13 protein-coding genes, 3 rRNA genes and 2 riboswitches are annotated in these 24,560 nt (G+C 42.6%); of the genes, 1 reads left to right on the top strand and 15 read right to left on the bottom strand.

Going from position 1 to position 24,560, the window contains the following annotated elements; all coding sequences use genetic code 11:
• Nucleotides 1–683: 683 nt before the first annotated feature.
• Nucleotides 684–1,241 (top strand): shikimate kinase, encoded by a 558-nt coding sequence (locus tag MKX49_RS27990; protein WP_053533572.1) that lies wholly within the window; start codon nucleotides 684–686, stop codon nucleotides 1,239–1,241.
• Between the two features lie 115 nt (nucleotides 1,242–1,356).
• On the opposite strand, the gene MKX49_RS27985 is transcribed toward MKX49_RS27990, so the two are convergent.
• The 15 genes from MKX49_RS27985 to MKX49_RS27915 all read right to left on the bottom strand — a co-directional run bounded on the left by MKX49_RS27985 (nucleotide 1,357) and on the right by MKX49_RS27915 (nucleotide 24,363).
• Nucleotides 1,357–2,370, bottom strand: a complete 1,014-nt coding sequence (locus tag MKX49_RS27985; protein WP_340878427.1) for a LacI family DNA-binding transcriptional regulator — start codon at nucleotides 2,368–2,370, stop codon at nucleotides 1,357–1,359.
• 222 nt (nucleotides 2,371–2,592) lie between these two features.
• Nucleotides 2,593–3,798 (bottom strand): MFS transporter, encoded by a 1,206-nt coding sequence (locus tag MKX49_RS27980; RefSeq protein ID WP_340878425.1) that lies wholly within the window; start codon nucleotides 3,796–3,798, stop codon nucleotides 2,593–2,595.
• Between the two features lie 264 nt (nucleotides 3,799–4,062).
• Nucleotides 4,063–4,947, bottom strand: a complete 885-nt coding sequence (gene aroE / locus MKX49_RS27975; protein ID WP_340878424.1) for a shikimate dehydrogenase — start codon at nucleotides 4,945–4,947, stop codon at nucleotides 4,063–4,065.
• Nucleotides 4,948–5,007: 60 nt separating this feature from the next.
• Entirely contained in the window at nucleotides 5,008–5,769 is a 762-nt protein-coding gene (gene aroD / locus MKX49_RS27970) for a type I 3-dehydroquinate dehydratase (protein WP_340878423.1), read from the bottom strand.
• A gap of 66 nt (nucleotides 5,770–5,835) precedes the next feature.
• On the bottom strand, nucleotides 5,836–7,038 hold the full coding sequence (locus MKX49_RS27965) for an MFS transporter (RefSeq protein WP_072274060.1): 1,203 nt from the start codon (nucleotides 7,036–7,038) through the stop codon (nucleotides 5,836–5,838).
• 887 nt (nucleotides 7,039–7,925) lie between these two features.
• A 5S ribosomal RNA gene (rrf, locus tag MKX49_RS27960) occupies nucleotides 7,926–8,041 on the bottom strand.
• A gap of 64 nt (nucleotides 8,042–8,105) precedes the next feature.
• Nucleotides 8,106–11,038: ribosomal RNA gene (locus MKX49_RS27955) — 23S ribosomal RNA — on the bottom strand.
• 176 nt (nucleotides 11,039–11,214) lie between these two features.
• Nucleotides 11,215–12,765 (bottom strand): 16S ribosomal RNA (locus MKX49_RS27950).
• The 16S, 23S and 5S rRNA genes sit together here, the layout of an rRNA operon.
• A 372-nt stretch (nucleotides 12,766–13,137) precedes the next feature.
• Complete coding sequence (gene ptsG, locus MKX49_RS27945) at nucleotides 13,138–15,207, bottom strand: glucose-specific PTS transporter subunit IIBC (RefSeq protein WP_340878422.1); 2,070 nt, start codon at nucleotides 15,205–15,207, stop codon at nucleotides 13,138–13,140.
• A 213-nt stretch (nucleotides 15,208–15,420) separates the two neighbouring features.
• Nucleotides 15,421–16,263, bottom strand: coding sequence for a glucose PTS transporter transcription antiterminator GlcT (glcT, locus tag MKX49_RS27940; protein WP_034306152.1), 843 nt, complete (start codon nucleotides 16,261–16,263; stop codon nucleotides 15,421–15,423).
• Between the two features lie 153 nt (nucleotides 16,264–16,416).
• Nucleotides 16,417–17,748 carry an NCS2 family permease gene (locus MKX49_RS27935; protein ID WP_034306155.1) on the bottom strand — a complete coding sequence of 444 codons (1,332 nt, stop codon included), beginning with the start codon at nucleotides 17,746–17,748 and terminating at the stop codon, nucleotides 16,417–16,419.
• A gap of 104 nt (nucleotides 17,749–17,852) precedes the next feature.
• Nucleotides 17,853–17,954: riboswitch (purine riboswitch) on the bottom strand.
• Between the two features lie 225 nt (nucleotides 17,955–18,179).
• Nucleotides 18,180–19,736: a glutamine-hydrolyzing GMP synthase gene (gene guaA, locus MKX49_RS27930; RefSeq protein WP_048689550.1), complete on the bottom strand. Its 1,557-nt coding sequence runs from the start codon at nucleotides 19,734–19,736 to the stop codon at nucleotides 18,180–18,182.
• 141 nt (nucleotides 19,737–19,877) lie between these two features.
• Nucleotides 19,878–19,979, bottom strand: a riboswitch (purine riboswitch).
• 36 nt (nucleotides 19,980–20,015) lie between these two features.
• Nucleotides 20,016–22,217, bottom strand: a complete 2,202-nt coding sequence (locus MKX49_RS27925; protein WP_340878420.1) for a DUF4129 domain-containing transglutaminase family protein — start codon at nucleotides 22,215–22,217, stop codon at nucleotides 20,016–20,018.
• Nucleotides 22,214–23,368, bottom strand: a complete 1,155-nt coding sequence (locus tag MKX49_RS27920; protein WP_340878419.1) for a DUF58 domain-containing protein — start codon at nucleotides 23,366–23,368, stop codon at nucleotides 22,214–22,216. The genes MKX49_RS27925 and MKX49_RS27920 overlap by 4 nt, the downstream gene beginning before the upstream one ends.
• A gap of 38 nt (nucleotides 23,369–23,406) precedes the next feature.
• A complete protein-coding gene (locus tag MKX49_RS27915; protein WP_063595380.1) occupies nucleotides 23,407–24,363 on the bottom strand; it encodes an AAA family ATPase in 957 nt (318 codons plus the stop codon).
• Nucleotides 24,364–24,560 lie beyond the last annotated feature (197 nt).

The following is a 24,560-nucleotide window of genomic DNA, read 5'->3' as shown; positions in this document are numbered from 1 at the left end:
CCACAATCGTTCTTTCGAACGGCTGTTTATTCATCATAACACCTTATTGATTAGTTGTCAACTTCTGCGAAGTTTTTAACTTATTTTAAATCGCTGTGTTTTTCAGCGACCATTTCATCTTATCATTTTCATAGTAAGAAGTCAATAGTTATTATTTCTTTCAGCAACCTGCCAAAAGCGATGAAGTTTTGCGTTTGTCTTAGTTGGTGCTTATTTATATTAATCCTTTCCCACCATTAAGTCAACCCATTTCATACATTTTCTTTTTAAATGAATTAATCACTTATATGAAGGAATAAATGTGCCTGTCACACCTTGGCTTCCTCTTAAAACATATAAACCAGGAAAATCATTTATCCCATCCATTTGAACTACCGCTTCCCCTTCAACTAAGTAATGCCTTTGGAAAAATCCATAAACCATGCAATTGATAGGTAATGCCAATAACAACCTGGATAGATGAGGAAAAGAATAATTAGATGCATAAATCGAATACTGAAACCTGATTGCTCCTTCCGGGTAGAGTTATTAAACATTAAACCGCTAAAGCACAGGGTTCCATTGTCCAAATATTAAAAAATTTTTTTACAATTTTACTTTCTTGTACTATAATAAATATATTTTAAAAATTTCAGGAGAGACTTTTAATCATTATAAAAAATAGTTGGGAGAGGGATTTATAAATGATTAATAAAAACACATCTTTGAGGATGCAAAGTATCGTTTTTATTGGCTTTATGGGGGTAGGAAAGACGACGATCGGACAGAAAGTAGCCAGGAAATTATATAGGGACTTTATTGATATAGATCAAGAAATTGAAAAGGAATTCAATATGCCCACTACGGAAATCTTCAAGAAGTTTGGGGAAAAAGCTTTTCGCGAAAAAGAAAAAAGTGTGATTGAAAGCCTTAGTCAACAACAATTGAAAATCATTTCAGTTGGAGGCGGGGCATTTTTACAAGAGGATATACGGAATATCTGTTTATCCAATTGCATTGTCTTTTACCTGGACTTATCTTGGGAATACTGGAAAGAGAGAATAGGCTTGCTTATTGATAGTAGACCCGTTTTACAAAGCCGGTCCCTTGAGGAAATCGAAGAACTCTTTTACACGAGACAGGAGATATACTCCTATCATCATTCAAAAGTGAATACCAATGATCTAGATGTTGATGAGGTGGCAGACTTTATAGTCGATTCATTGAAAGTCGCCTGGGATATTTATGAACCGCTTAAGTAAGGCAAACCTTTTTGATATGTAATCAATGTTCCCAATAAAAGAATAATAGAAAAGATGAAAAGGGCACAGCGGTACCTAACCTCCTGTGAACTAATCACCTTTTTATTTTTCTTTTTTAGGAAGACTCTCTAATAATCAGTTCTGGATTCAATATGATTCGCTGTTGTTCACGTTCTATTTTATCCATTTGCTGATACAGGAGATTCGCTGCCTCTTTCCCAATACGTCTAGGGAATGAGGAAATGGTCGTTAGCGGAGGGTGATAGATTTCTGCGACTGGAACGTTATCGAACCCAACGATATCCATATCTTTTCCAGGAGTAATTCCTTTCATCATTAATCCTTGCATAACACCAAAGGCAATTAAGTCGCTAAAGCAAAAAATCGCGGTAGGCGGATTAGGATTCTCAAGTACTTTCAAAACAGCCTCAAGCCCTCCCTCCCGTGTAGGGGCACTATCTATCACCAACGATTCATCCACTTCCAATCCCGCTCTTGAAAGAGCTTCACGGTATCCCTCCATTCTCTCGATCCAAGTAGAAGATTCCTTTATGCCACCAAGGAGCGCAATTCTTTTATGCCCCTTTCCAAGGAGATGATCAACAGCGATCCTGGCTCCTTCTGGATAGTCTATGCCTACATAGTCGCTATTCACTCCAGGCAGTTCCCTGACAGCAAGCACCATCGGCGTGTCAATTTCATTTAACCGTTCAATTGTTTCTTGTGAGCTTTCAGAGACAGGACAAAGAATCAGGCCACCCACCCTGTGTTCCATCATGGTTGAAAGGAGATGATCTTGCTTGGCAACCGAGTCGAATGTAGTCCCCAGCAACACTGTATACCCGACCTCATCCAATGCATCGTGAACGCCTATCAGGAATTCAGAAAAAAAGGTATTTGATATGTCGGTAATAATGATTCCTACAGTATCAGAACTCTGCGACCTTAGGTTTGCTGCAATTCTATCGTACACATAACCCAATTCATGCATCGATTTTAATACTTTTTTTCGCGTCGCTTCCGATATTCGAGGGTTATTGCGAACGATAAGGGAAGCAGTGGAGGTAGATACCCCAGCATGTTTCGCTACCTGTTGCAGTGTGACCCGCCCTTTTTTGGATTGTTTCATAGTTCAATCACCATCTTGAATGTATTTTTGATGTACTTATTATTATCATGTTCTTTCTATAATAATATAGTTACTGTCATTATTACACCCTTGCTTTTGGAACATGGGATTCTCAACGATCTTTAATCACGCCAAAACATCTATATCCACTATTCATTAGTCCAAAAAAAAACACCATCCTAGTTCCGGAAGATGGAGTTTTAAGTAAATCATTCAATATTTTCAGCCATGGTTAAATATGGTCTGGTGCTGTGTCAATTTCTTATACCGGTAATTTACAAAAGCTGCAGCCAGGATTCCTATAGTAGCAATAAAGCAATCAAAAAGAAATATATGCGATATATCCCCACTCTTAGCGATCAAGCCCGTTGCAATTGGTAAAATGACGCTCGCCAAACTGGATGCCGTCGCAACGATCCCTGTTACAGTTCCCTTTTTTCTCCAGAAAAGTTCAGTCATTATTGCAATGGTTAATTGAAAGATCCCAGCTGTCGAGGCTCCAAGGAAAAAGGAGCTAATACTTAAGACAATAGGTGAATGAATCGTTAATATGATGATTACCGTAAGTAAAGTAATCATTGGATAAAGCAATATCACCGTCACGGGCTTAATCCATTTGTTTAATAAGATGGATAATAGCAGGACGGAAATAAGTGAACCCACACTATAATAGCTCAATAATTTAATTGCACTTGAAGATTGCATCCCTGCGACTTCCTGGCCGAAACTCGGTAACCAGATTTGCGAAACTGTAAATAACGCAGTTGATGTAAACCCAATTATGATTAGTGCGACTCCTTCGCTCCAAAATTTAGGTTCCGTTATGAACCTGTTACTATGAAAATCCTCTTCTTTACTGACAGCTTCGGATTTGCTTGGAAATGAAGCGGACAACACCAAAAACATATTCATGAAATAGATGACAGCCGGTACTAAAAATGCAAACCCGTAAAATAATTGGTTCGTAGTAAGAAACAAGATGATGAATGGCAGGATTGTAGCACCCAGCGAACCAAAAGCCTTAACCATAACACTCGCGGAACCAGCAGATTCAGGAAACATTTCAGTTAGCGCCGGATATGTACCAGCATCCATGGCTGAGTTGGAAATTCCCGCAAGTAAGGCAAATACAAACGCTATTTCATATGTGGGGGAAAATGGAATCCCAATTAAAAAAACGCCCATTATAACCGAAGAGACCATGATTAATGGTTTTCTTCCAAATTTATCTGATAATACTCCCGAGAAACCATACGTGAGTAATCTGCCTATTCCTATTGCTGCAATAAGATAACTAATGCCAGTAGAGTCCGTATCCCATTGTTCTGTTAAAGAGGGCATGTTTGAGGCGAGAATTATATTAACCATCCCCAGCAGAAAATAGTTAATATACATGCCAGATGCCGCTTTAAAATACTGATTTTTCATTATTACACCCCTATAATAAATCACGTTGTGTTACTCCCATATAACACCTTAATGCACAATGTAATTACATTAAAGTCTCCCCTTTATGTTATCCATTTACATGAAAACCACTTTTCAAAAAAAAACGCTAAGAAAAACAAGGGATTTCACTCCCTGAATTTCTTAGCTCCGAGGTTTGGTGCACCCAATTTTTTTAATCAAATGATGCACATCGAGTATGAAAAAAACCTCTATTTGGAGAACAATCTCCAGAGTGGAATCATTTTATTCTGCAAATAATTGCTCTTTGATGAAATCAACAGGCATTTGTTGACCTGTCCATAATTCAAAGGCTAGTGCACCTTGCCAAAGCATCATCCCAAGACCATTAATAGCGGTAGCACCTACAGCTTCAGCTTGTTCCATTAGTTTAGATTTTCGTGGGATGTAAACAACATCGGTTACAATTAAATCAGAACGCAGCATTGATTCGTCTTGAATGACACTTAAGCCTTCAAGTGGTTTCATGCCAACGCCGGTTCCATTTGCCAAAATATCACTAGTTGCGATTTCAGCCTTTAATTGTTCAACATTTTCAAGAGGGTATACATTGGCTTTCACATTTAAATGCTTCATATCCTCATTGATGATTCGTACATTCTCTTCTGCTTGCGGGAAGAATGCATCATCACGAGCAAAAATGCTGATTTCCGCCACACCTTCCAGCGCAGATTGAATGGCAATTGGGGTAGCAGCCCCACCAGAACCGATAAGAGTCATTTTCTTGCCTTTAATATCAATACCATGTTCTTTTAGGTTCCGGGTATATCCCATTCCATCAGTGCTGTGCCCTACGAACTTTCCATCGACATTGACAACTGTATTAACGGCTCCTGAAAATTTAGCACTGTCCGCCAATTCATCAAGATATGGAAGGATCTTCATTTTATTAGGCATGGATACGTTAAATCCTTTTACATTTAATGCACGCATCCCTTTGACTGCATCTTCCAGCTCTTCATTTCCAACCTCAAATGCTAAATAGGCGCAATTCAAGCCTAATTTATCGAAAGCTAAATTATGCATGGCAGGTGATAATGAATGTCCGATAGGTGTTGCCAGCAATCCTACTAATTCTGTTTTCCCATTGATTCGTCCTAGATTTTCCATGTTCTATTCCCCCTGATTTTTTAAACTTTATATAAATTCCTTCTTGGAAGGAATTATGAATTAAATATTTTGATCAATGATTTCCAATACATTCCTTAATTGTGTAACAGGAATTTGTCCTGGTGCAGATGCTTCTTTTCCGGCACCGAATGTACAAGCAGATCCAAACACCGCACCTGATAATCGACTGACCAGGCCTGTACCCGACATTGACATCGTAATGAATGGGCGATCGGCATACTTTGTTTTCATCGTGTAAGTTGCGTCTAGTAATACGAGTAAGTCACCTACTGTTTGGGGCATTACAGCGATTTTGGGAATATGGGCGCCAAATTCCTGCATCTTACGCAATCGGTAAATGATTTCTTCCTTTGCTGGTGTCTTATCGAAATCATGGTTACACATCACAACGTATACCCCATTTTCCTCAGCTACCTTCACAGTCTCCTTCACTGTTGATTCCTCAAAAAACAACTCCACATCGACAAGATCAATATTCTTCGTTTTAATTGCTGTATGAAGAAGTTGGAAATAATAATCATCGCTGATTTCCTTGTTTCCGCCTTCTTTATGGCTTCTAAAAGTGAAAAGCAGCAAAGTACTGGGAACCGCATTTCTAATTTTTGTAATCATATCCGAAACGGCTTCTAAGCTTTCGACTTGTTCAAAGACATCTACTCGCCATTCAATGATATCCGGCCGTAGTGCATTTACCGTTTCAACTTCTTTAAGTAGTTCTTCTTTCGTTGTCCCCATTAGTGGAACGATGATCTTTGGAACCCCTTCTCCGATCGTTACATCTTTGATCGTGATAGTTTGCATGATGTATCCCCCTTTTATCATTATCATCAGTGGGGTTCATCCCCCACTGATGTTCGGTTAGACCGTTTAATTGGAAACTTTAATTACCTTTTTGTATCGATAGGCAACGAATACGGCCAATAAAATACTAACTGCCGCAATTGCCACATCAAACAAGAAGACCGCTGTTAACCCAGCACTCTTAGAAATGATACCAGTAATGAATGGTATGATGATAAAGGCTGAACTACCTGCAATGTTTACATATGAGGTGATCGTACCTTTATTGGCAGGGAAGAATTCCGTGATTATTGTCATGGCTAATTGGAATACCCCTGCAGTTGAAAGCCCTATGAAGAAAGCGCTCAAAACGGTTATAAATGGTTGCTGGATGTAGATGAGTGACAATAAAGATAATGCCGCAATGACCGGATAGATAATCATGACGGTAATGGGCTTAATTACTTTATTCAATAGAACAGCTAGTAAAATGACAGAAACAAGGGAGCCAATGCTATAGTAACTAAGCAATTGAACAGCCTTAGCTTGGGTTAGCCCCAATACATCTTGTCCGAAGTTCGGGAGCCAGACTTGAACCAACATGAATAAAGCAGTTGATGTGAAGCCTAATAGTATGACGGCCAAACCTTCCTGAGCAAACTTTGGTTTTGAGAGGAATTGCTGTTGAACCGGCACAGCTTGTTTATCATTCTGAGTTTGGCTTTGGGCTTTATGATCCGGGAATGAAACCTTAAGCAGGAAAAACCCATTAACAAGATATACAGCAGCCATTAAGAAGAATGTATACCCGTAAAACATATCTCTAGCTATAAAGAACGCCATGATAAATGGAAGAAGTGCGGCACCGATTGAAACGAACGCTTTTACTAATACGGTAGCGGAACCAGCTTTCTTTTGAAAAGCCTCAATAAGTGCTGGGTACGTACCTGCATCCAAAAATGAATTGGCAATACCGGCACATACAGCAAATATAAATGCCAATGTATAGTTAGGAGCCAATGGTATGCCTATAAGGAAGATCAGGTAGATAAAAGATGCTGAAACAACAAATGGTTTCCTTCCTAATTTATCCGACAGTCTACCGGCGAAAAACAAAGAAACTAGCTTACCGATTCCTATGGCAGAGACCAAGTAACTTATCCCTGAGGCACTAGTATTTAATTGGTTTGACAAGTTTTCCATATTTGATCCAATGATTATATTGATCATGCCTAAAATAAAATAGCTAATATATAAACCTGTGGCCATTTTTATAAATGGATTTTTCATGAAACACACCCCTATTTAAAAAGTTATCGAAATGCAATTTGATTCTTAAGCCTTTCAGATGTTGCCCCCTTGCCCCATACCATAAATTTAAGAAAAATAATGACGTACTAAATAAAACAATAAACTTCATAGATTAACCGGCTAAGTTAGTACATCGTTCTACCAACTTGCGCATTACTAGTATATCGTTCTACTAATCGTGCTTATTATTAGTATATCGTTCTACCTAAGAGGTATATCGTTCTACTAAATTTTAAACGATTAGAAAAGTATTGATAAAACACTTATGCTACCGCTAATTAGTTAAATTTATTTAGTATATCGTTCTACTGGATTATTATACTGCGCTAATTTAATTGTGTCAAACTCATGAAGCGGTCCTTAATGACTATAGAGCAATTCCTCATACTCATTATTTTTAAATTCCGAAGGTCTCATTTTGGATCTCATTTACCTTAAAAGTTCAGCCCTGCCTTGTATTTATTAGTGTTCATACAAGTTGGAAGAATACCTTTTATTTGCAGAGGCACCAATTATTTTATCCTTTATGAGGGCTTCCTTCTATGTTGATATTTCCCTCATTTTTAGTTACCAGTTTCTGAATTAATTTCTTTTTAGCTAAAATATATGTACTGCTGCTTATTTAAATCCAATTATCCAGTTATTTGCAATCAATTTTAATAACCCAATGTCTAAGCAGATGGTACTAATATCTCGCTTATATCCTAAGTTACGATAGTCGAAACGGGTTGAATTTAAAAGGATGAATAATTTTCGATTTCAGCCCCTTTCAATGGTGAGGTAACAGCTTCTATATATATAACAGGGCTTCATAATTTCTTCTTAACGCAAAAAAAGACCAGCCGGATGGCTGATCTTTTTAAATGGCTTGGCGGCGTCCTACTCTCACAGGGGGAAACCCCCAACTACCATCGGCGCTGAAGAGCTTAACTGCCGTGTTCGGAATGGGAACGGGTGTGACCTCTTCGCTATCGCCACCAAACATAAAAGGAACGTTGTTCCTTCAAAACTAGATAATAAGAAGGTATTTCATTTTTTTAAAAGCGTTGGTTAAGTCCTCGATCTATTAGTATCAGTCAGCTCCACATGTCACCATGCTTCCACCTCTGACCTATCAACCTGATCATCTTTCAGGGATCTTACTAGCTTGCGCCATGGGAAATCTCATCTTGAGGGGGGCTTCATGCTTAGATGCTTTCAGCACTTATCCCGTCCGCACGTAGCTACCCAGCTATGCCTTTGGCAAGACAACTGGTACACCAGCGGTGCGTCCATCCCGGTCCTCTCGTACTAAGGACAGCTCCTCTCAAATTTCCTGCGCCCGCGACGGATAGGGACCGAACTGTCTCACGACGTTCTGAACCCAGCTCGCGTACCGCTTTAATGGGCGAACAGCCCAACCCTTGGGACCGACTACAGCCCCAGGATGCGATGAGCCGACATCGAGGTGCCAAACCTCCCCGTCGATGTGGACTCTTGGGGGAGATAAGCCTGTTATCCCCGGGGTAGCTTTTATCCGTTGAGCGATGGCCCTTCCATGCGGAACCACCGGATCACTAAGCCCGACTTTCGTCCCTGCTCGACTTGTAGGTCTCGCAGTCAAGCTCCCTTGTGCCTTTACACTCTACGAATGATTTCCAACCATTCTGAGGGAACCTTTGGGCGCCTCCGTTACTCTTTAGGAGGCGACCGCCCCAGTCAAACTGCCCACCTGACACTGTCTCCCACCCCGATAAGGGGCGCGGGTTAGAATTTCAATACAGCCAGGGTAGTATCCCACCAACGCCTCCACCGAAGCTGGCGCTCCGGCTTCTCAGGCTCCTACCTATCCTGTACAAGCTGTACCAAAATTCAATATCAGGCTGCAGTAAAGCTCCACGGGGTCTTTCCGTCCTGTCGCGGGTAACCTGCATCTTCACAGGTACTATAATTTCACCGAGTCTCTCGTTGAGACAGTGCCCAGATCGTTACACCTTTCGTGCGGGTCGGAACTTACCCGACAAGGAATTTCGCTACCTTAGGACCGTTATAGTTACGGCCGCCGTTTACTGGGGCTTCGGTTCAAAGCTTCGCTTGCGCTAACCTCTCCCCTTAACCTTCCAGCACCGGGCAGGTGTCAGCCCCTATACTTCGCCTTGCGGCTTCGCAGAGACCTGTGTTTTTGCTAAACAGTCGCCTGGGCCTATTCACTGCGGCTTTTCTGGGCTATTCACCCTAAAAAGCACCCCTTCTCCCGAAGTTACGGGGTCATTTTGCCGAGTTCCTTAACGAGAGTTCTCTCGCACACCTTAGGATTCTCTCCTCGCCTACCTGTGTCGGTTTGCGGTACGGGCACCTTACATCTCACTAGAGGCTTTTCTTGGCAGCGTGGAATCAGGAACTTCGGTACTATATTTCCCTCGCCATCACAGCTCCGCCTTAATGGAAACGGGATTTGCCTCGTTTCCGGCCTAACTGCTTGGACGCGCATATCCAACAGCGCGCTTACCCTATCCTTCTGCGTCCCCCCATCGTTCAAACGATGTATAGGTGGTACAGGAATATCAACCTGTTGTCCATCGCCTACGCCTTTCGGCCTCGGCTTAGGTCCCGACTAACCCTGAGCGGACGAGCCTTCCTCAGGAAACCTTAGGCATTCGGTGGAAGGGATTCTCACCCTTCTTTCGCTACTCATACCGGCATTCTCACTTCTAAGCGCTCCACCAGTCCTTCCGGTCTGACTTCAACGCCCTTAGAACGCTCTCCTACCATCGACACCATACGGTGTCAATCCACAGCTTCGGTGATACGTTTAGCCCCGGTACATTTTCGGCGCGGAGTCACTCGACCAGTGAGCTATTACGCACTCTTTAAATGGTGGCTGCTTCTAAGCCAACATCCTGGTTGTCTAAGCAACTCCACATCCTTTTCCACTTAACGTATACTTTGGGACCTTAGCTGGTGGTCTGGGCTGTTTCCCTTTCGACTACGGATCTTATCACTCGCAGTCTGACTCCCAAGAATAAGTATTTGGCATTCGGAGTTTGACTGAATTCGGTAACCCGTTGGGGGCCCCTAGTCCAATCAGTGCTCTACCTCCAATACTCTCATCTTGAGGCTAGCCCTAAAGCTATTTCGGAGAGAACCAGCTATCTCCAGGTTCGATTGGAATTTCTCCGCTACCCACACCTCATCCCCGCACTTTTCAACGTGCGTGGGTTCGGGCCTCCATTCAGTGTTACCTGAACTTCACCCTGGACATGGGTAGATCACCTGGTTTCGGGTCTACGACCTCATACTCATTCGCCCTATTCAGACTCGCTTTCGCTGCGGCTCCGTCTCATCAACTTAACCTCGCATGAAATCGTAACTCGCCGGTTCATTCTACAAAAGGCACGCCATTACCCATTAACGGGCTTTGACTACTTGTAGGCACACGGTTTCAGGATCTATTTCACTCCCCTTCCGGGGTGCTTTTCACCTTTCCCTCACGGTACTGGTTCACTATCGGTCACTAGGGAGTATTTAGCCTTGGGAGATGGTCCTCCCTGCTTCCGACGGGATTTCTCGTGTCCCGCCGTACTCAGGATCCACTCAGGAGGGAACGAAGTTTCAACTACAGGGTTTTTACCTTCTTCGACGGACCTTTCCAGGTCGCTTCATTTACCCCGTTCCTTTGTAACTCCATGTTGAGTGTCCTACAACCCCAAGAGGCAAGCCTCTTGGTTTGGGCTAATTCCGTTTCGCTCGCCGCTACTCAGGAAATCGCGTTTGCTTTCTCTTCCTCCGGGTACTTAGATGTTTCAGTTCCCCGGGTCTGCCTTCAGTACCCTATGTATTCAGGTAAAGATACTGTTCCATTACGAACAGTGGGTTTCCCCATTCGGAAATCTCCGGATCAAAGCTTACTTACAGCTCCCCGAAGCATATCGGTGTTAGTCCCGTCCTTCATCGGCTCCTAGTGCCAAGGCATCCACCGTGCGCCCTTTCTAACTTAACCGTTAAAAAAGATCTTACAGATGCTTTGAAAAAAATTAATTGCCTTCTATCTATTATCTAGTTTTCAAGGAACAAAGCAGAAAGAATCCATCACATCGTGATGACTGTCTTTCCTATTTGAATGAATTACTCATTCAAAACTGAACAAAACAAAAGCGCTCTCGTAATTATCCTTAGAAAGGAGGTGATCCAGCCGCACCTTCCGATACGGCTACCTTGTTACGACTTCACCCCAATCATCTGTCCCACCTTAGGCGGCTGGCTCCATGAAGGTTACCTCACCGACTTCGGGTGTTACAAACTCTCGTGGTGTGACGGGCGGTGTGTACAAGGCCCGGGAACGTATTCACCGCGGCATGCTGATCCGCGATTACTAGCGATTCCGGCTTCATGCAGGCGAGTTGCAGCCTGCAATCCGAACTGAGAATGGCTTTATGGGATTCGCTTACCTTCGCAGGTTTGCAGCCCTTTGTACCATCCATTGTAGCACGTGTGTAGCCCAGGTCATAAGGGGCATGATGATTTGACGTCATCCCCACCTTCCTCCGGTTTGTCACCGGCAGTCACCTTAGAGTGCCCAACTGAATGCTGGCAACTAAGATCAAGGGTTGCGCTCGTTGCGGGACTTAACCCAACATCTCACGACACGAGCTGACGACAACCATGCACCACCTGTCACTCTGTCCCCCGAAGGGGAAAGCCCTATCTCTAGGGTTGTCAGAGGATGTCAAGACCTGGTAAGGTTCTTCGCGTTGCTTCGAATTAAACCACATGCTCCACCGCTTGTGCGGGCCCCCGTCAATTCCTTTGAGTTTCAGCCTTGCGGCCGTACTCCCCAGGCGGAGTGCTTAATGCGTTAGCTGCAGCACTAAAGGGCGGAAACCCTCTAACACTTAGCACTCATCGTTTACGGCGTGGACTACCAGGGTATCTAATCCTGTTTGCTCCCCACGCTTTCGCGCCTCAGTGTCAGTTACAGACCAGAAAGTCGCCTTCGCCACTGGTGTTCCTCCAAATCTCTACGCATTTCACCGCTACACTTGGAATTCCACTTTCCTCTTCTGCACTCAAGTTCCCCAGTTTCCAATGACCCTCCACGGTTGAGCCGTGGGCTTTCACATCAGACTTAAGGAACCACCTGCGCGCGCTTTACGCCCAATAATTCCGGACAACGCTTGCCACCTACGTATTACCGCGGCTGCTGGCACGTAGTTAGCCGTGGCTTTCTGGTTAGGTACCGTCAAGGTACCAGCAGTTACTCTGGTACTTGTTCTTCCCTAACAACAGAACTTTACGACCCGAAGGCCTTCTTCGTTCACGCGGCGTTGCTCCGTCAGACTTTCGTCCATTGCGGAAGATTCCCTACTGCTGCCTCCCGTAGGAGTCTGGGCCGTGTCTCAGTCCCAGTGTGGCCGATCACCCTCTCAGGTCGGCTACGCATCGTCGCCTTGGTGAGCCATTACCTCACCAACTAGCTAATGCGCCGCGGGCCCATCTATAAGTGACAGCGTAAACCGTCTTTCCATCTTCTCTCATGCGAGAAAAGAACGTATCCGGTATTAGCTCCGGTTTCCCGAAGTTATCCCAGTCTTATAGGCAGGTTGCCCACGTGTTACTCACCCGTCCGCCGCTAATCTCAGGGAGCAAGCTCCCATCGATTCGCTCGACTTGCATGTATTAGGCACGCCGCCAGCGTTCGTCCTGAGCCAGGATCAAACTCTCCGAAGAAATGTTTGACTTGCTCATTTGCTTTTTTGATAGTGTGTGCTCACTTAAAATTTAACGTTGGCGCGCTTTGTTTTGTTCAGTTTTCAAAGAGCAATATTTTCCATCGCTTCGTTTAGCGACTTTATTAGTATAACATCCTCCAAACACAAAGTCAACAACAAGTTATCATTTACTTGTTTGTCTTGTTTGTCTCAAGCGGTGTATTTAATATACTAGCACTTGCATATAGATAAGTCAATTTAATCTTTTAAAATTAACTTAATTTTTTTCACTGAACCACTTTCTTTCTATAAAAGCCGGTCCATGCCAAAGAATCATCAAAAAAACAGGAGGGCAGCTGATTATAGCCACCCTCCCGTTATTTATTAATGATTATTTATTGATGGAGATTACGTCCGCTTCTTCCCTATCTACATTTCCGGCCTTTTCAATCTTGACGCTTTCACCTTCAGAAAGGTTAGTAAAGACGATTGGCGTAATGATAGAGCTAGCATTGTTTTTGACATACTCTATATCAACTTTAAGCAATGGCTGCCCGCTTGTCACTTTATCTCCTTGAGCGACAAGTGCTTCGAAACCTTTGCCTTCCAACTTAACTGTATCGATCCCGACATGAATCAAGATTTCACGTCCAGCTTCGGAAACGATACCTATTGCATGTTTAGTCGGGAATAAATTAACGATCGTACCGTCCACAGGAGAAACAACCAACCCATCCTCGGGTACAATTGCAAATCCATCGCCCATCATTTTTTCAGCAAAAACTGCATCAGGCACTTCCGTGATCGGTTTTAATTCCCCTTTAATAGGAGAAACAAAGCGCTCGGAAACTTCATCCGTCCGTAAAGGTTTCGGGACCACATCCTCGATTTGCTTTTCCACACCTACTTCAGGAGACGCTTCTACTTTACGAGGCCTTTTTCCATCAATGATATCTTTCATTTGCCCCTTGATCGTTTCTGAACGAGGTCCGAAGATAGCCTGGATGTTATTGCCCACTTCCAGAACTCCAGCGGCACCAAGTTTCTTCAGCCTATTTTTATCAACGTTACCGATGTCATTGACCGATACACGAAGACGGGTGATGCAGGCATCCAAGTGAGAGATGTTTTCTTTTCCGCCCATGGCATCCAAGATATCCCCAGGAAGACTTCCAGCAGAACTTGTAGATCCTTCCGCTTCCTCATCCTCTTCCACTTCACGACCAGGAGTTTTAAGGTTAAACTTCCTTATTGCAAATCGGAATCCAAAGTAATAGATAACCGCAAGGACTAAACCAACCGGAATAACAATCCATGCATTGGTTTGCGGATTGATTAAACCAAACAGTACGTAATCGATCAAACCACCCGAGAACGTCATCCCGATTTTCACGTCCAGTAAATGCATGGTCATGAATGATAGACCGGCAAACAGACAGTGAATCCCGAAAAGTACCGGTGCAACAAATAAGAATGCAAATTCAAGTGGCTCAGTAATCCCAGTCAAGAATGATGTAAGTGCTGCAGAAGCCATCAATCCCCCGACTATTTTCTTTCTTTCCGGTCTTGCTTCATGATAAATGGCCAAAGCTGCAGCTGGTAACCCGAACATCATGAATGGATATTTACCAGTCATGAAGGTACCGGCCGTTAAATTCTGTACGCCATCTTTAATTTGTGCCATGAAGATGGCCTGGTCTCCTCTGACTGGCGTTCCCCCTCCTTGAGGGATATAGCTCCCAAATTCGAACCAGAATGGAGAATAGAAGATATGATGCAATCCAAAAGGAATCAGCGCACGTTCTACAACCCCAAACACGAAAGCTCCAAGGGTAAGGTTAGCACCCAACATATTTTCGGAAAATGAATTTAACCCCGATTGAATCGTCGGCCAAATCAAAATCATCAGCAACCCAAGAATAACTGCGCTTGCAGCTGTTACAATGGGTACAAAACGTTTACCTGCAAAGAATCCTAAATAAGATGGCAGTTCAATTTCATAAAACTTATTATACATAACAGCAGCCATGACACCGACGATAATACCGCCGAACACACCTGTTCCCAACGTCGGGATTCCCAGAACATTGGTATACACCGCACTATTATTCTCAATGTCGGCAGCGTCAATGCCAAGAACAGTTCCCATCGTTACATTCATAATCAAGAAACCGATAATCGCGGCAAGGCCGGCAACACCATCTCCACCAGCTAACCCAATTGCGACCCCCACAGCAAACAACAAGGGAAGATTCCCAAAAATAATATTTCCGGCATTCTCCATTACCGATGCGACCATTTCCACTCCGCCACTCGCAAGAAACGGGGCGATATCCAACAAAGTTTCGTTTTGCAATGCATTACCAAACGCAAGCAAAATTCCGGCCGCTGGTAAAATGGCTACAGGAAGCATCAAAGCTTTACCGATTTTTTGCAAAACACCAAACAACTTCTTAAACATAGGTTTTCCTCCTCTTTACTGTTTTTCCATGCTAATAAAACGGTTACATTTACGATGGTATTCATCTTCCCACGCATCAGAATTCAAATACAAAAAAGGCATAAGCAAAGATAGGATTGAAATGAAAATTCAGGTATATAATACCCTCTTTCATAACAATCATTCTCCTCACTTATGCCTGATCGAATCAGTAACACGTAAGTTAATGTATGTTTATTTAATTTTCTTTTGTAATCGTTGGATATGCATCGTTAGATAGACAGCTTCCGCATCACAAACCGGCTTGCCTAATTTCTGCTGCATAATTTTTATTAGCTTCCAAGAGATATTGTAACACAAAGGATATTCTTCTTTCAATAGCATTGCTATTTTTTCAGGTTCCTCTACTTTTTCCCCAGCAAGCACCCTGTCTATCATGAATCTTAAATGACGGACCAAACGTGAATAGTCTATGCTATCCTTATTAATTTTCACATTGAGCTGTTCTTCAACAACTTGGATAAGGTGATAGATTAACTGCGAATGCTGATTGACTTCCGATAAGTCTTTATTTGATATTGCGCTATGAATATGAAGCGTAATAAAACCGATTTCCCCTTGGGGCAGGCCTATGCCTGTCTTATCTTGAATTAATTCTACTACATCGACAGCAATATCATGTTCAAAAGGATAAAGGGTTATCGTTTCTTTCAAGAATGGGTTTTTGATAGTCATTCCTTGTGAAACACGCTGAAGGGCGAACAATAAATGATCTGTTAAACCGACATGTATATGTTCATTTAGCTTTCCGGTTACCCGGTCATTAATGAGATGAATGGATTCTATAATGGCTGCTTGAAGATTTTGGTCGATTTGCGGCAAGAGTTTTTTGTAACTTTCCTGTTCCTTAACATTTTTCAGGACAAACGTTTTCTCCGCTAGTTCCGGACTCAACTCTTCGCCTTTCTTTCGGTTGAAGCCTAAGCCCTTTCCAATAGTAACGACTTCTCCATACGACGGATGCGTGGCAATCACCACATTATTGTTCAAAACCTTTTCAACGATAAAACCATTCATTTTTCTCCCTCTTTTTTTCTCAAAGTCATCCCTATGCCCCATACAGGATAAAGTACTTAGTACTTAGTACTATTACTATACACGATATGAGCTTTCTCTTACAACATGAAAGAAGAGCCCCGAAATCAGGACTCTCCTTACTTACTTGCATTATTACTTCAAGAAAATGAAATATAGCAGGAAGACGACTCCAAGACCCCACATGATCGGATGAACCTCTTTTGCTCTTCCTTTCATCGACATAGTGATTGGATAGAAGATGAATCCGCAAGCTATACCTGTTGCAATTGAATATGTCATAGGCATCATGATGACCGTAAAGAAGGCCGGAACCGCAATTTCAAACTTTTGCCAGTCAATATTTTTAAGTGATGATGCCATTAATACTCCGACTATAACCAATGCCGGCGCAGTCACAGCAGATGTCACCACTGATAGAAGCGGGAAGAAGAAAAGGGATAGGACAAACAGCAACCCTGTCACTACAGCCGCAAAACCGCTTCGAGCACCAGCAGCAACACCTGATGTGGACTCTACATAAGATGTCGTGGTGGATGTACCAAGAATCGCACCTGAAACGATGGATAATGAATCTGCAAGCAATCCTTTACCCACTCTAGGAAGAACATTATCCTTCATCAATCCAGCTTGTTGCGCGACAGCCACCAGCGTACCGGCTGTATCAAAGAATGCTACGAACAAGAAAGTCAGTATCACGATTAACATTTGACCAGTGAAGAGATCACCGGGATTTCCAAAGGCATCGAACGCAACCCCGAATGTAGGCGCTATGCTAGGAACGGCACCGATTATTTTGTCCGGCACCGGAACTTGTCCAAAGATCATTCCTGCAATGGCTGTAATGACCATTCCTATGAACACGCCGCTTTTGACGCCTCTCGTCATCAAAATGACGGTTACGACAATTCCAAACACAGCCAATAAAGTATTTCCTGATGTCAAATCGCCCAGTCCGACAAGAACGCTGTCATCATTCGTGATGATACCAGCATTCTGAAACCCTACAAAAGTAATGAATAAACCGATACCGGCTCCAACTGCGTATTTCAATTCGACTGGAATTGCATTAATGATTTTTTCACGTATTCCCGATAGGGAAAGTAAAACGAAGATAATACCTGAAATCAATACTCCTGTTAAAGCCGTCTGCCAAGGAATTCCAAAGCCAAGCACAACGGTAAAAGCGAAGAAAGCATTCAATCCCATACCCGGCGCGAGCGAGATTGGATATCTGGCTATGAGTCCCATTAATATCGAGCCGATTGCGGCTGACAATGCGGTTGCGGCAAAAACCGCTCCGTAGTCCATTCTTAATTCATCCGGATAGTCCTCGATGCTTTGTAAAGTCAGCATTACAGGGTTTACAACCAGGATATATGCCATTGAAAGGAAAGTAGTTAGTCCACCAAGTATTTCACGGCGATAATTAGTTCCCAGCTCGTTAAACCGAAAATAATTTTTCATTATGAGTCTCCCCCATCATAAAATCGTGCCAACAGAAAATGCCCCATTCGCTTACGAACGGGGCTTGACTGCGGTCATGTAAAGAAGTGGCGGTTTATTTATACACGCCAATCCTTCCACATCGTAGTCAAGCCGTTCACGGCAGCTTGGTAGAAACTTTTGGGCCATATCCCCAATATTATACGACAATTATGTTTTTTTATTATTATAGGTATAGTGTATCAGTCACCAAAATAATCGTCAATATACCGAACGAATATTTTTTATGTAATTTTAGGCAATGTTCGCGTTTCGCTATATATTCCTTAATTATTCAGGCTATATCTTCCCCAACATACGTAAAATGTAAGGAATCTACATATTCAAATACTATTTTAACAAAAAAAATCAGTGAAGGTTAATTCCTTCACTGATTGGATGGTTTTAATCTACTATTCCCACTCGATCGTTGCAGGCGGCTTAGACGTAATGTCATAAACGACACGGTTTACATGGTTTACTTCATTAACGATTCTCGTTGAGATGATTTCAAGTACATCCCATGGGATTCTTGCCCAATCGGATGTCATTCCGTCAATGGACGTAACCGCACGGATTCCGATTGTATAGTCATACGTACGTGCATCGCCCATTACCCCTACGCTACGAATGTTAGGAAGCACCGTAAAGTACTGCCAAATTTCGCGTTCCAAACCATTTTTTCTAATTTCTTCACGTAAAATATGGTCAGACTCACGAACGATTTCTAGTTTTTCATCTGAAATTTCGCCTAATACACGAATACCTAAACCTGGACCAGGGAATGGTTGACGCCAAACGATTTCGTCCGGGATGCCCATTTCACTTCCAAGTGCACGCACTTCATCCTTGAATAGTGTGTTCAAAGGCTCAATCAATTTAAATTGCATATCTTCCGGCAGACCGCCAACGTTGTGATGTGATTTAATTGTTTGTGCAGTGGCCGTACCACTTTCAATAATGTCTGTGTAAAGTGTACCCTGTGCAAGGAAATCAATTCCTTCGAGCTTCGTTGCTTCGTCATCGAATACGTAGATGAACTCGTTACCGATGATTTTCCGTTTTTGTTCAGGATCTGAAACGCCAGCAAGCTTCGATAGGAAACGTTCTTTTGCATCGACCTTGATTACGTTCATATTGAAACCTTCCCTGAATGTTTCCATTACACCTTCGGCTTCCCCTTTACGAAGTAATCCATGATCAACGAAAATACATGTCAGCTGATCGCCAATCGCTTTATGGATCAATACAGCAACAACGGATGAATCCACCCCGCCGCTCAATGCGCATAACACTTTTTTATCTCCGACCGTTTGGCGGATTTTCTCCATCTCGATTTCAATGAAGTTCTCCATTGACCAGTCACCTTTACAGCCACAAACGCCGAATACGAAATTTTTCAAAATGTCATTACCGTATACGGAATGACGGACTTCTGGATGGAATTGCACAGCATACAATTTACGAGACTCGTCACTCATAGCCGAAATTGGGCAAGACGGGTTCGTCCCATCTATTTGGAAACCTTCAGGCGTTTCCACCACTAAATCACCATGGCTCATCCAGACGATTTGTTCTTTTGGCAGGTCACTGAATAACTTGGACTCATTTTGGATGGCAAGTGTCGCTTTTCCGTATTCACGGTTCTTCGCTGGCTCCACCTTACCGCCAAAATGTTTGGTCATAAGCTGCATGCCATAACAAATACCGAAAATCGGAAGACCCATTTCGAATATGCGTTCATCACAACCAAATGCATTTGCATCATAAACACTGTTCGGGCCCCCTGAGAAGATGATTCCCGTTGGGTTCATTTTCTCAATTTCTTCTGCAGTAATTGTATGAGGATGAAGCTCACTGTACACACCAAATTCACGGATACGACGAGTGATCAATTGATTATATTGGCTTCCGAAATCAAGTACTACGATCATTTCCTGGTTTTTTTGCAATTCTGTTTTCCCCGGCACAAACGTCACCTCTATCAATGTAATTCACTCATAAAATCGAGTGATAATTCTTATAAAAAATATTATCATAAAAAAAGAAAAACTAAAAACCCACCCTCAAAAATACAGAAAAAGTACAGACGAAGGCAGATTTTCAGCTTTCCTGTTAAAATCCGCCTTCATAGTCAAATCATTTACGGTGATTCGGTAGAAACTTTCGATCCATATTATCGAGGATATATGAAGGATATATTAGTTTAAGTTAGTTTTTGTTATTGTATCAATATAATAAAAACCTGGTCAAGAGCTAGTTTTTCTCATTAAGCTTTCCCAACCCTTTTGAAAGTGTTTCCATTCCCCATCTTCCGCGTCTCCACGATATATCATTAACTCGTATCCAGCCGTCAATTCACTCATCTCATCTGTAGCGTACACTGCATCCACATAGGCGGCGTACTCCCTTAAGGTTTGCCCCTCCGGCCGAACTAAACCAGCCCGTTTTAATTGTTTCAATAATATTAAATAAGCTGTCGAGAAATGAGCATCGGTTTTCTTTCTATAACGAAGAATCTGCAGATGAGGAATCCACTTCCTTCTGAGGAAATAACCGATAGAAGCAAAAATCAATCCACCTGATAATGTGATTGCAGACCATTTTAAGAACCCTTTTATGTTCCCAAAACCCGTTTTCACGGAGGATTGAGTTTCCCTATCTGGTGTATCCTGGCGTTCCCTGGTCTCTTTCTTTGTTTGCTCTTCATTAGTCGGAGTTTCTTCAGGTTTCTTGATTGCTTCCTGTTTCAATTCCGAATCGTAAAATTCAACTTCCCCATTGAAACCCTTAGTCGGCTCGAAGGGAATCCAGCCTATCCCTGAAAAATAAACCTCGACCCAGGAATGTGCATTATTATTGGTCACTTTATAAACGGATTCGCCATCAAGGATGGATTTTTCCCCTTCGGTATAGCCCTTTACCCACCTTGCAGGTATATTGGCGGCCCTTAGTAAAACGACCATGGCAGTTGAAAAATTATCGCAATACCCTATCTGTGTCTCGAATAAAAATTGATCGACATAATCTTGATTGCTCTCTGGATACGGAATATCGTCCTTGGAATAAATGAATTCAGCTCCGTCAAAATAATCCTCAATGGCTTTTGCTTTATCGTACCAATTCGTTTCATTCCTTGTAAGCCGGGAGGCCAATTCAAATATCCGGTTTGGCAATCCCTCTGGAAGCTGAGTGTTTTTTTCCATTAATAAATCCATGGAATCGTCGGGTTCCGTCACCTTCCTTAACTCGGCTATATCAAAACTTGGCATATCATAAACCAGTTCATACTCTTTCATGGAAAGTCGTTCGCCATTACCCTGTTCGGAAATAAATTTGTCCCTCTCCTGATAATATTTGAAATCCTGCCCGTTTTTGCCCTCGATCTTTTTTACATACCCGGACTGCGGATGAAGGATATGCGAATATGATTCCGTCATGGATACTTTTGCCGTCATTTCTTCAGTCCTCACCCATTCAGGAACGTCGTAAATATCTAAAGTTGCCATATCCTGCCCGTTGGAAAAAGTGTGAAATTCCGTTTCCGGTTTGGAAACCCACCCTTTACCGGTATAAACATTCTTGTTCTCGACTTTCCAGTAATGTCCTGCAGGAGCATTATTATAAAAAACGATGGAACTATCCGGCTCTATCGAACCGCCAAGATCCGAATCGTCTTCATCATATCCGACACTTTTACGCTTCGAATCACCGTCTTCTTTCACAGCTTTATCAGAATAGGAAGTAATATAAGGCACCGGGTCCGGCCACTGCGGAGAGAGCTTTGGGGCAGCGAAACCGACAAGGACACTTACCAATATCATGCCGGTCAGCATCAAGATCCACTTATTGATGGAAGCCATCGGGAACTTAATCCTCTCCTGTATCGTTAGCCGCAGTAGGGAAAGCAAGCCGAGCATCAAAAACCCGATGATGATGATTCTTATCATTGCCCTATCCCCCGCATAAGGAGTGAATGTATCGAGTACAGATATAAAAATCACCGTTAACATAAAAAAGAAAAAGATGCTTTGCCTCACCATCACCCAGTAATGGATCAAATATGTCACAAGCCAAAGAAGGACAAAAAATAGAAACGTTCGAAATGGATTTGTGATCAACTCCCAATTCCCATCACATATAAAACCAAGATTGCCCTTAAAATCTGCTAGAAACCCTTTCAGCCATGACAATTGATATAAAGCCTCTTTTGAATGGAGGAACTGTAATGAAATCATTATATAAGCACTAATGAGAATAAATCGGATCGACCAATGTATGCGGAAATAATGCAGTAGCAGGGAGTAGAACAAAAATAAGATAAAAATGATGATATTACCTGTATCGGTAAGTCTATCGACAGGCCTTAACCATTCAGTAATCAACAACAAACCAAATACATACATGAGGACGTGCATGAACCTTTCCAATTTTTCGGTAGTGACATTCATTTCACCATCACCTCCGATCTGTCAAACTTTAGATGACCATGTTCCAAAAAGCTAATCTTTATCCCCCTCGAAACAGCTGTAGACATTGAAAACCTTTCCTCATCAGTAAGATCTGCCTGTTTCTTCACGCATAACATCAATCCCTGATTAGGCCGGAAAGCACTCAATAAGTCCACCTTTTCTAAGGTTAAGTCTGAAACGATGAATATCACAGCAGCGTTTGCCGGAAGAATTCCCTTCCGGACATTTTCGTTCAATGCGTTTACAACACCCGGCTCTTCTTTAGCAAGCCGGTAAAAAATCTTTCGTTTCTGTTTGTTGCCTGCTGCTGCCGGTATGATTAACCTCGACCCCATACTCACATACCCAATTTCCATGCCTTTCTTTAACATGGCATGGGCAATGGAAGCTGCCATTTCAATGGATTCTTCGAATAAATCAGAAGGCTTTTCATCAAGCATGATGAATACATCCCGGTTTTTCTGCACCTCGAATTCCTTCGTCATGATTTCACTCGTCCTGGCAGTCGCCTTCCAGTTAATCCAAGACAATTGATCGCCTGGCTGATATTCCCTTACACCGGAGACCACTGAATGTTCCCGTTGTGTTTTTTTTGTTGAAACCACTGCCCCCTGATTGAACACTCGATCAAGATCACTGTAGGCAAGCTCGTGATAACGAGGAAAAACGGTTATTTTCAAAGGTGAACTATATATCGCTTCCTTTTCGACCAGCCCGAAAAAGTCCCCAATCCAAAAGCGGATCGATTGAAACGAATGCTCTCCCCGCTGCAAGTTTTCCAAGGTATATGACATGCTGAAGGTACGCTTGAATCCCGGAAAGATAATTATTTTCCTTTGTAGTCCCCTATCTTCCATCTGCTGAGGAAATTCCTCCTCTACCACCATAAATAATAGGGGCAGCCGGTTTTCACGCGTAAACGTCAATGCTATCTCAACAGATTCACCAGCCTGGCATTCCCTTTTATTGACCTTTCTCTCAACGGTAAAATCATGCAGCGGATAAAACAGCAGGATCAAAGCGTACACAGAAAACGGCAAAAATGAATAAAAAATGAACCAACTGACAAAACCGCCTTGAAACATTGCATAGCAAAAGGAAACAGTCATGAGTAATATAAGTCCGATCACACTGATATTTCCCCTTAGAATGTTGATGAATCTTCGCATTAGGTCACAGCCCGCTTCACAGGCACTTTTGTTGTCGCGACAATTTCATGTATCACCATTCCAGCATCGAAGCCTTCATAATTCGCTTCAGGCTTCAAAATAAGCCGATGGGAAAATACGAAAGGCACTAAATATTGAACATCGTCAGGCAGAACATAGTCCCTGCCCTGGATCAGCGCGTAAGCCTGGGCTGCCTTCATCAATGCTATCGATCCACGAGGGCTCACCCCTAAGTAGACCCCTTCATGTGAACGTGTTTGATTCGCCAATTCAACAATGTACCGTTTTATTGTGTCATCCACTATCACCGCTTTTACCTCAGCCTGTAATTCTATCAATTCATCCAAGGTGATGACGGATTCCAATTCCTCTAGCGGTGCCGTGTATTGAGCCCTATGTAGAACCTCTATCTCTTCTTCCACACCTGGATAGCCCATTTTCATTTTTAATAGGAATCTATCCAATTGAGCCTCCGGCAGCGGATATGTTCCCTCGTACTCGATTGGATTTTGTGTCGCCATTACGAAAAAGGGCTTCTCCAATCCTCTTGTGACACCATCAATCGTCACACTTGCCTCTTCCATCGCTTCAAGCAATGCAGACTGGGTTTTCGGCGAGGTCCGGTTTATTTCATCAGCTAAAATAATATGGCCCATTATCGGACCTGGCCTAAAGATGAATTCTTGTTCCTTAGGATTGAAGATCGAAACGCCAGTAACATCCGAAGGAAGTAAATCAGGCGTGAATTGAATTCGCTTGAAGCTTGCACCTATTGATTTTGCCAATGCCCTTACCATGACTGTCTTTCCCACACCCGGAACATCCTCCAATAAGACATGTCCGCCGGAAAGGAGTGCCACGATGCTTAGTTCTGCTATATCCCGTTTTCCGATAATCACCTTTTCGATATTCCCCAGAACCATTTCCAGTTTTTGATTGACCTGCTTATAAATCATTCTCTACCTCCCGGGATTCACATTATCACTATTATTTCATGTCTTCTCTATATCACATATTTTACATTAAGACCCAATTGAACCTTACATTGTAAGTTTACTAGATTATCGGAAAACCATAAACGAATTTGTTCTAAAATATTAAAGCGGCTTACTGAAAAAGGCAGGGTTAACTGTTTGCTTAGTGAATATGAACC

Origin of the sequence: Peribacillus sp. FSL M8-0224, assembly GCF_038003055.1 — a bacterium.
GTDB classification, from domain to species: Bacteria; Bacillota; Bacilli; order Bacillales; family DSM-1321; genus Peribacillus; species Peribacillus frigoritolerans.
Note: the sequence above shows the minus strand (reverse complement) of the source record. Positions and strands in the feature narration are given on the sequence as shown.

Bases quoted from the DNA above. Each gene is read 5' to 3' on its own strand.
- glcT (WP_034306152.1), bottom strand. From the start codon at position 16,263: ATGAATGGTTTTATCGTTGAAAAGGTTTTGAACAATAATGTGGTGATT.
- ptsG (WP_340878422.1), bottom strand. From the start codon at position 15,207: ATGTTTAAGAAGTTGTTTGGTGTTTTGCAAAAAATCGGTAAAGCTTTG.
- MKX49_RS27990 (WP_053533572.1), top strand. From the start codon at position 684: ATGATTAATAAAAACACATCTTTGAGGATGCAAAGTATCGTTTTTATT.
- aroE (WP_340878424.1), bottom strand. From the start codon at position 4,947: ATGGAAAATCTAGGACGAATCAATGGGAAAACAGAATTAGTAGGATTG.
- aroD (WP_340878423.1), bottom strand. From the start codon at position 5,769: ATGCAAACTATCACGATCAAAGATGTAACGATCGGAGAAGGGGTTCCA.
- MKX49_RS27925 (WP_340878420.1), bottom strand. From the start codon at position 22,217: ATGAATGTCACTACCGAAAAATTGGAAAGGTTCATGCACGTCCTCATG.
- MKX49_RS27980 (WP_340878425.1), bottom strand. From the start codon at position 3,798: ATGAAAAATCAGTATTTTAAAGCGGCATCTGGCATGTATATTAACTAT.
- MKX49_RS27935 (WP_034306155.1), bottom strand. From the start codon at position 17,748: ATGAAAAATTATTTTCGGTTTAACGAGCTGGGAACTAATTATCGCCGT.
- MKX49_RS27985 (WP_340878427.1), bottom strand. From the start codon at position 2,370: ATGAAACAATCCAAAAAAGGGCGGGTCACACTGCAACAGGTAGCGAAA.
- MKX49_RS27915 (WP_063595380.1), bottom strand. From the start codon at position 24,363: ATGATTTATAAGCAGGTCAATCAAAAACTGGAAATGGTTCTGGGGAAT.
- MKX49_RS27965 (WP_072274060.1), bottom strand. From the start codon at position 7,038: ATGAAAAATCCATTTATAAAAATGGCCACAGGTTTATATATTAGCTAT.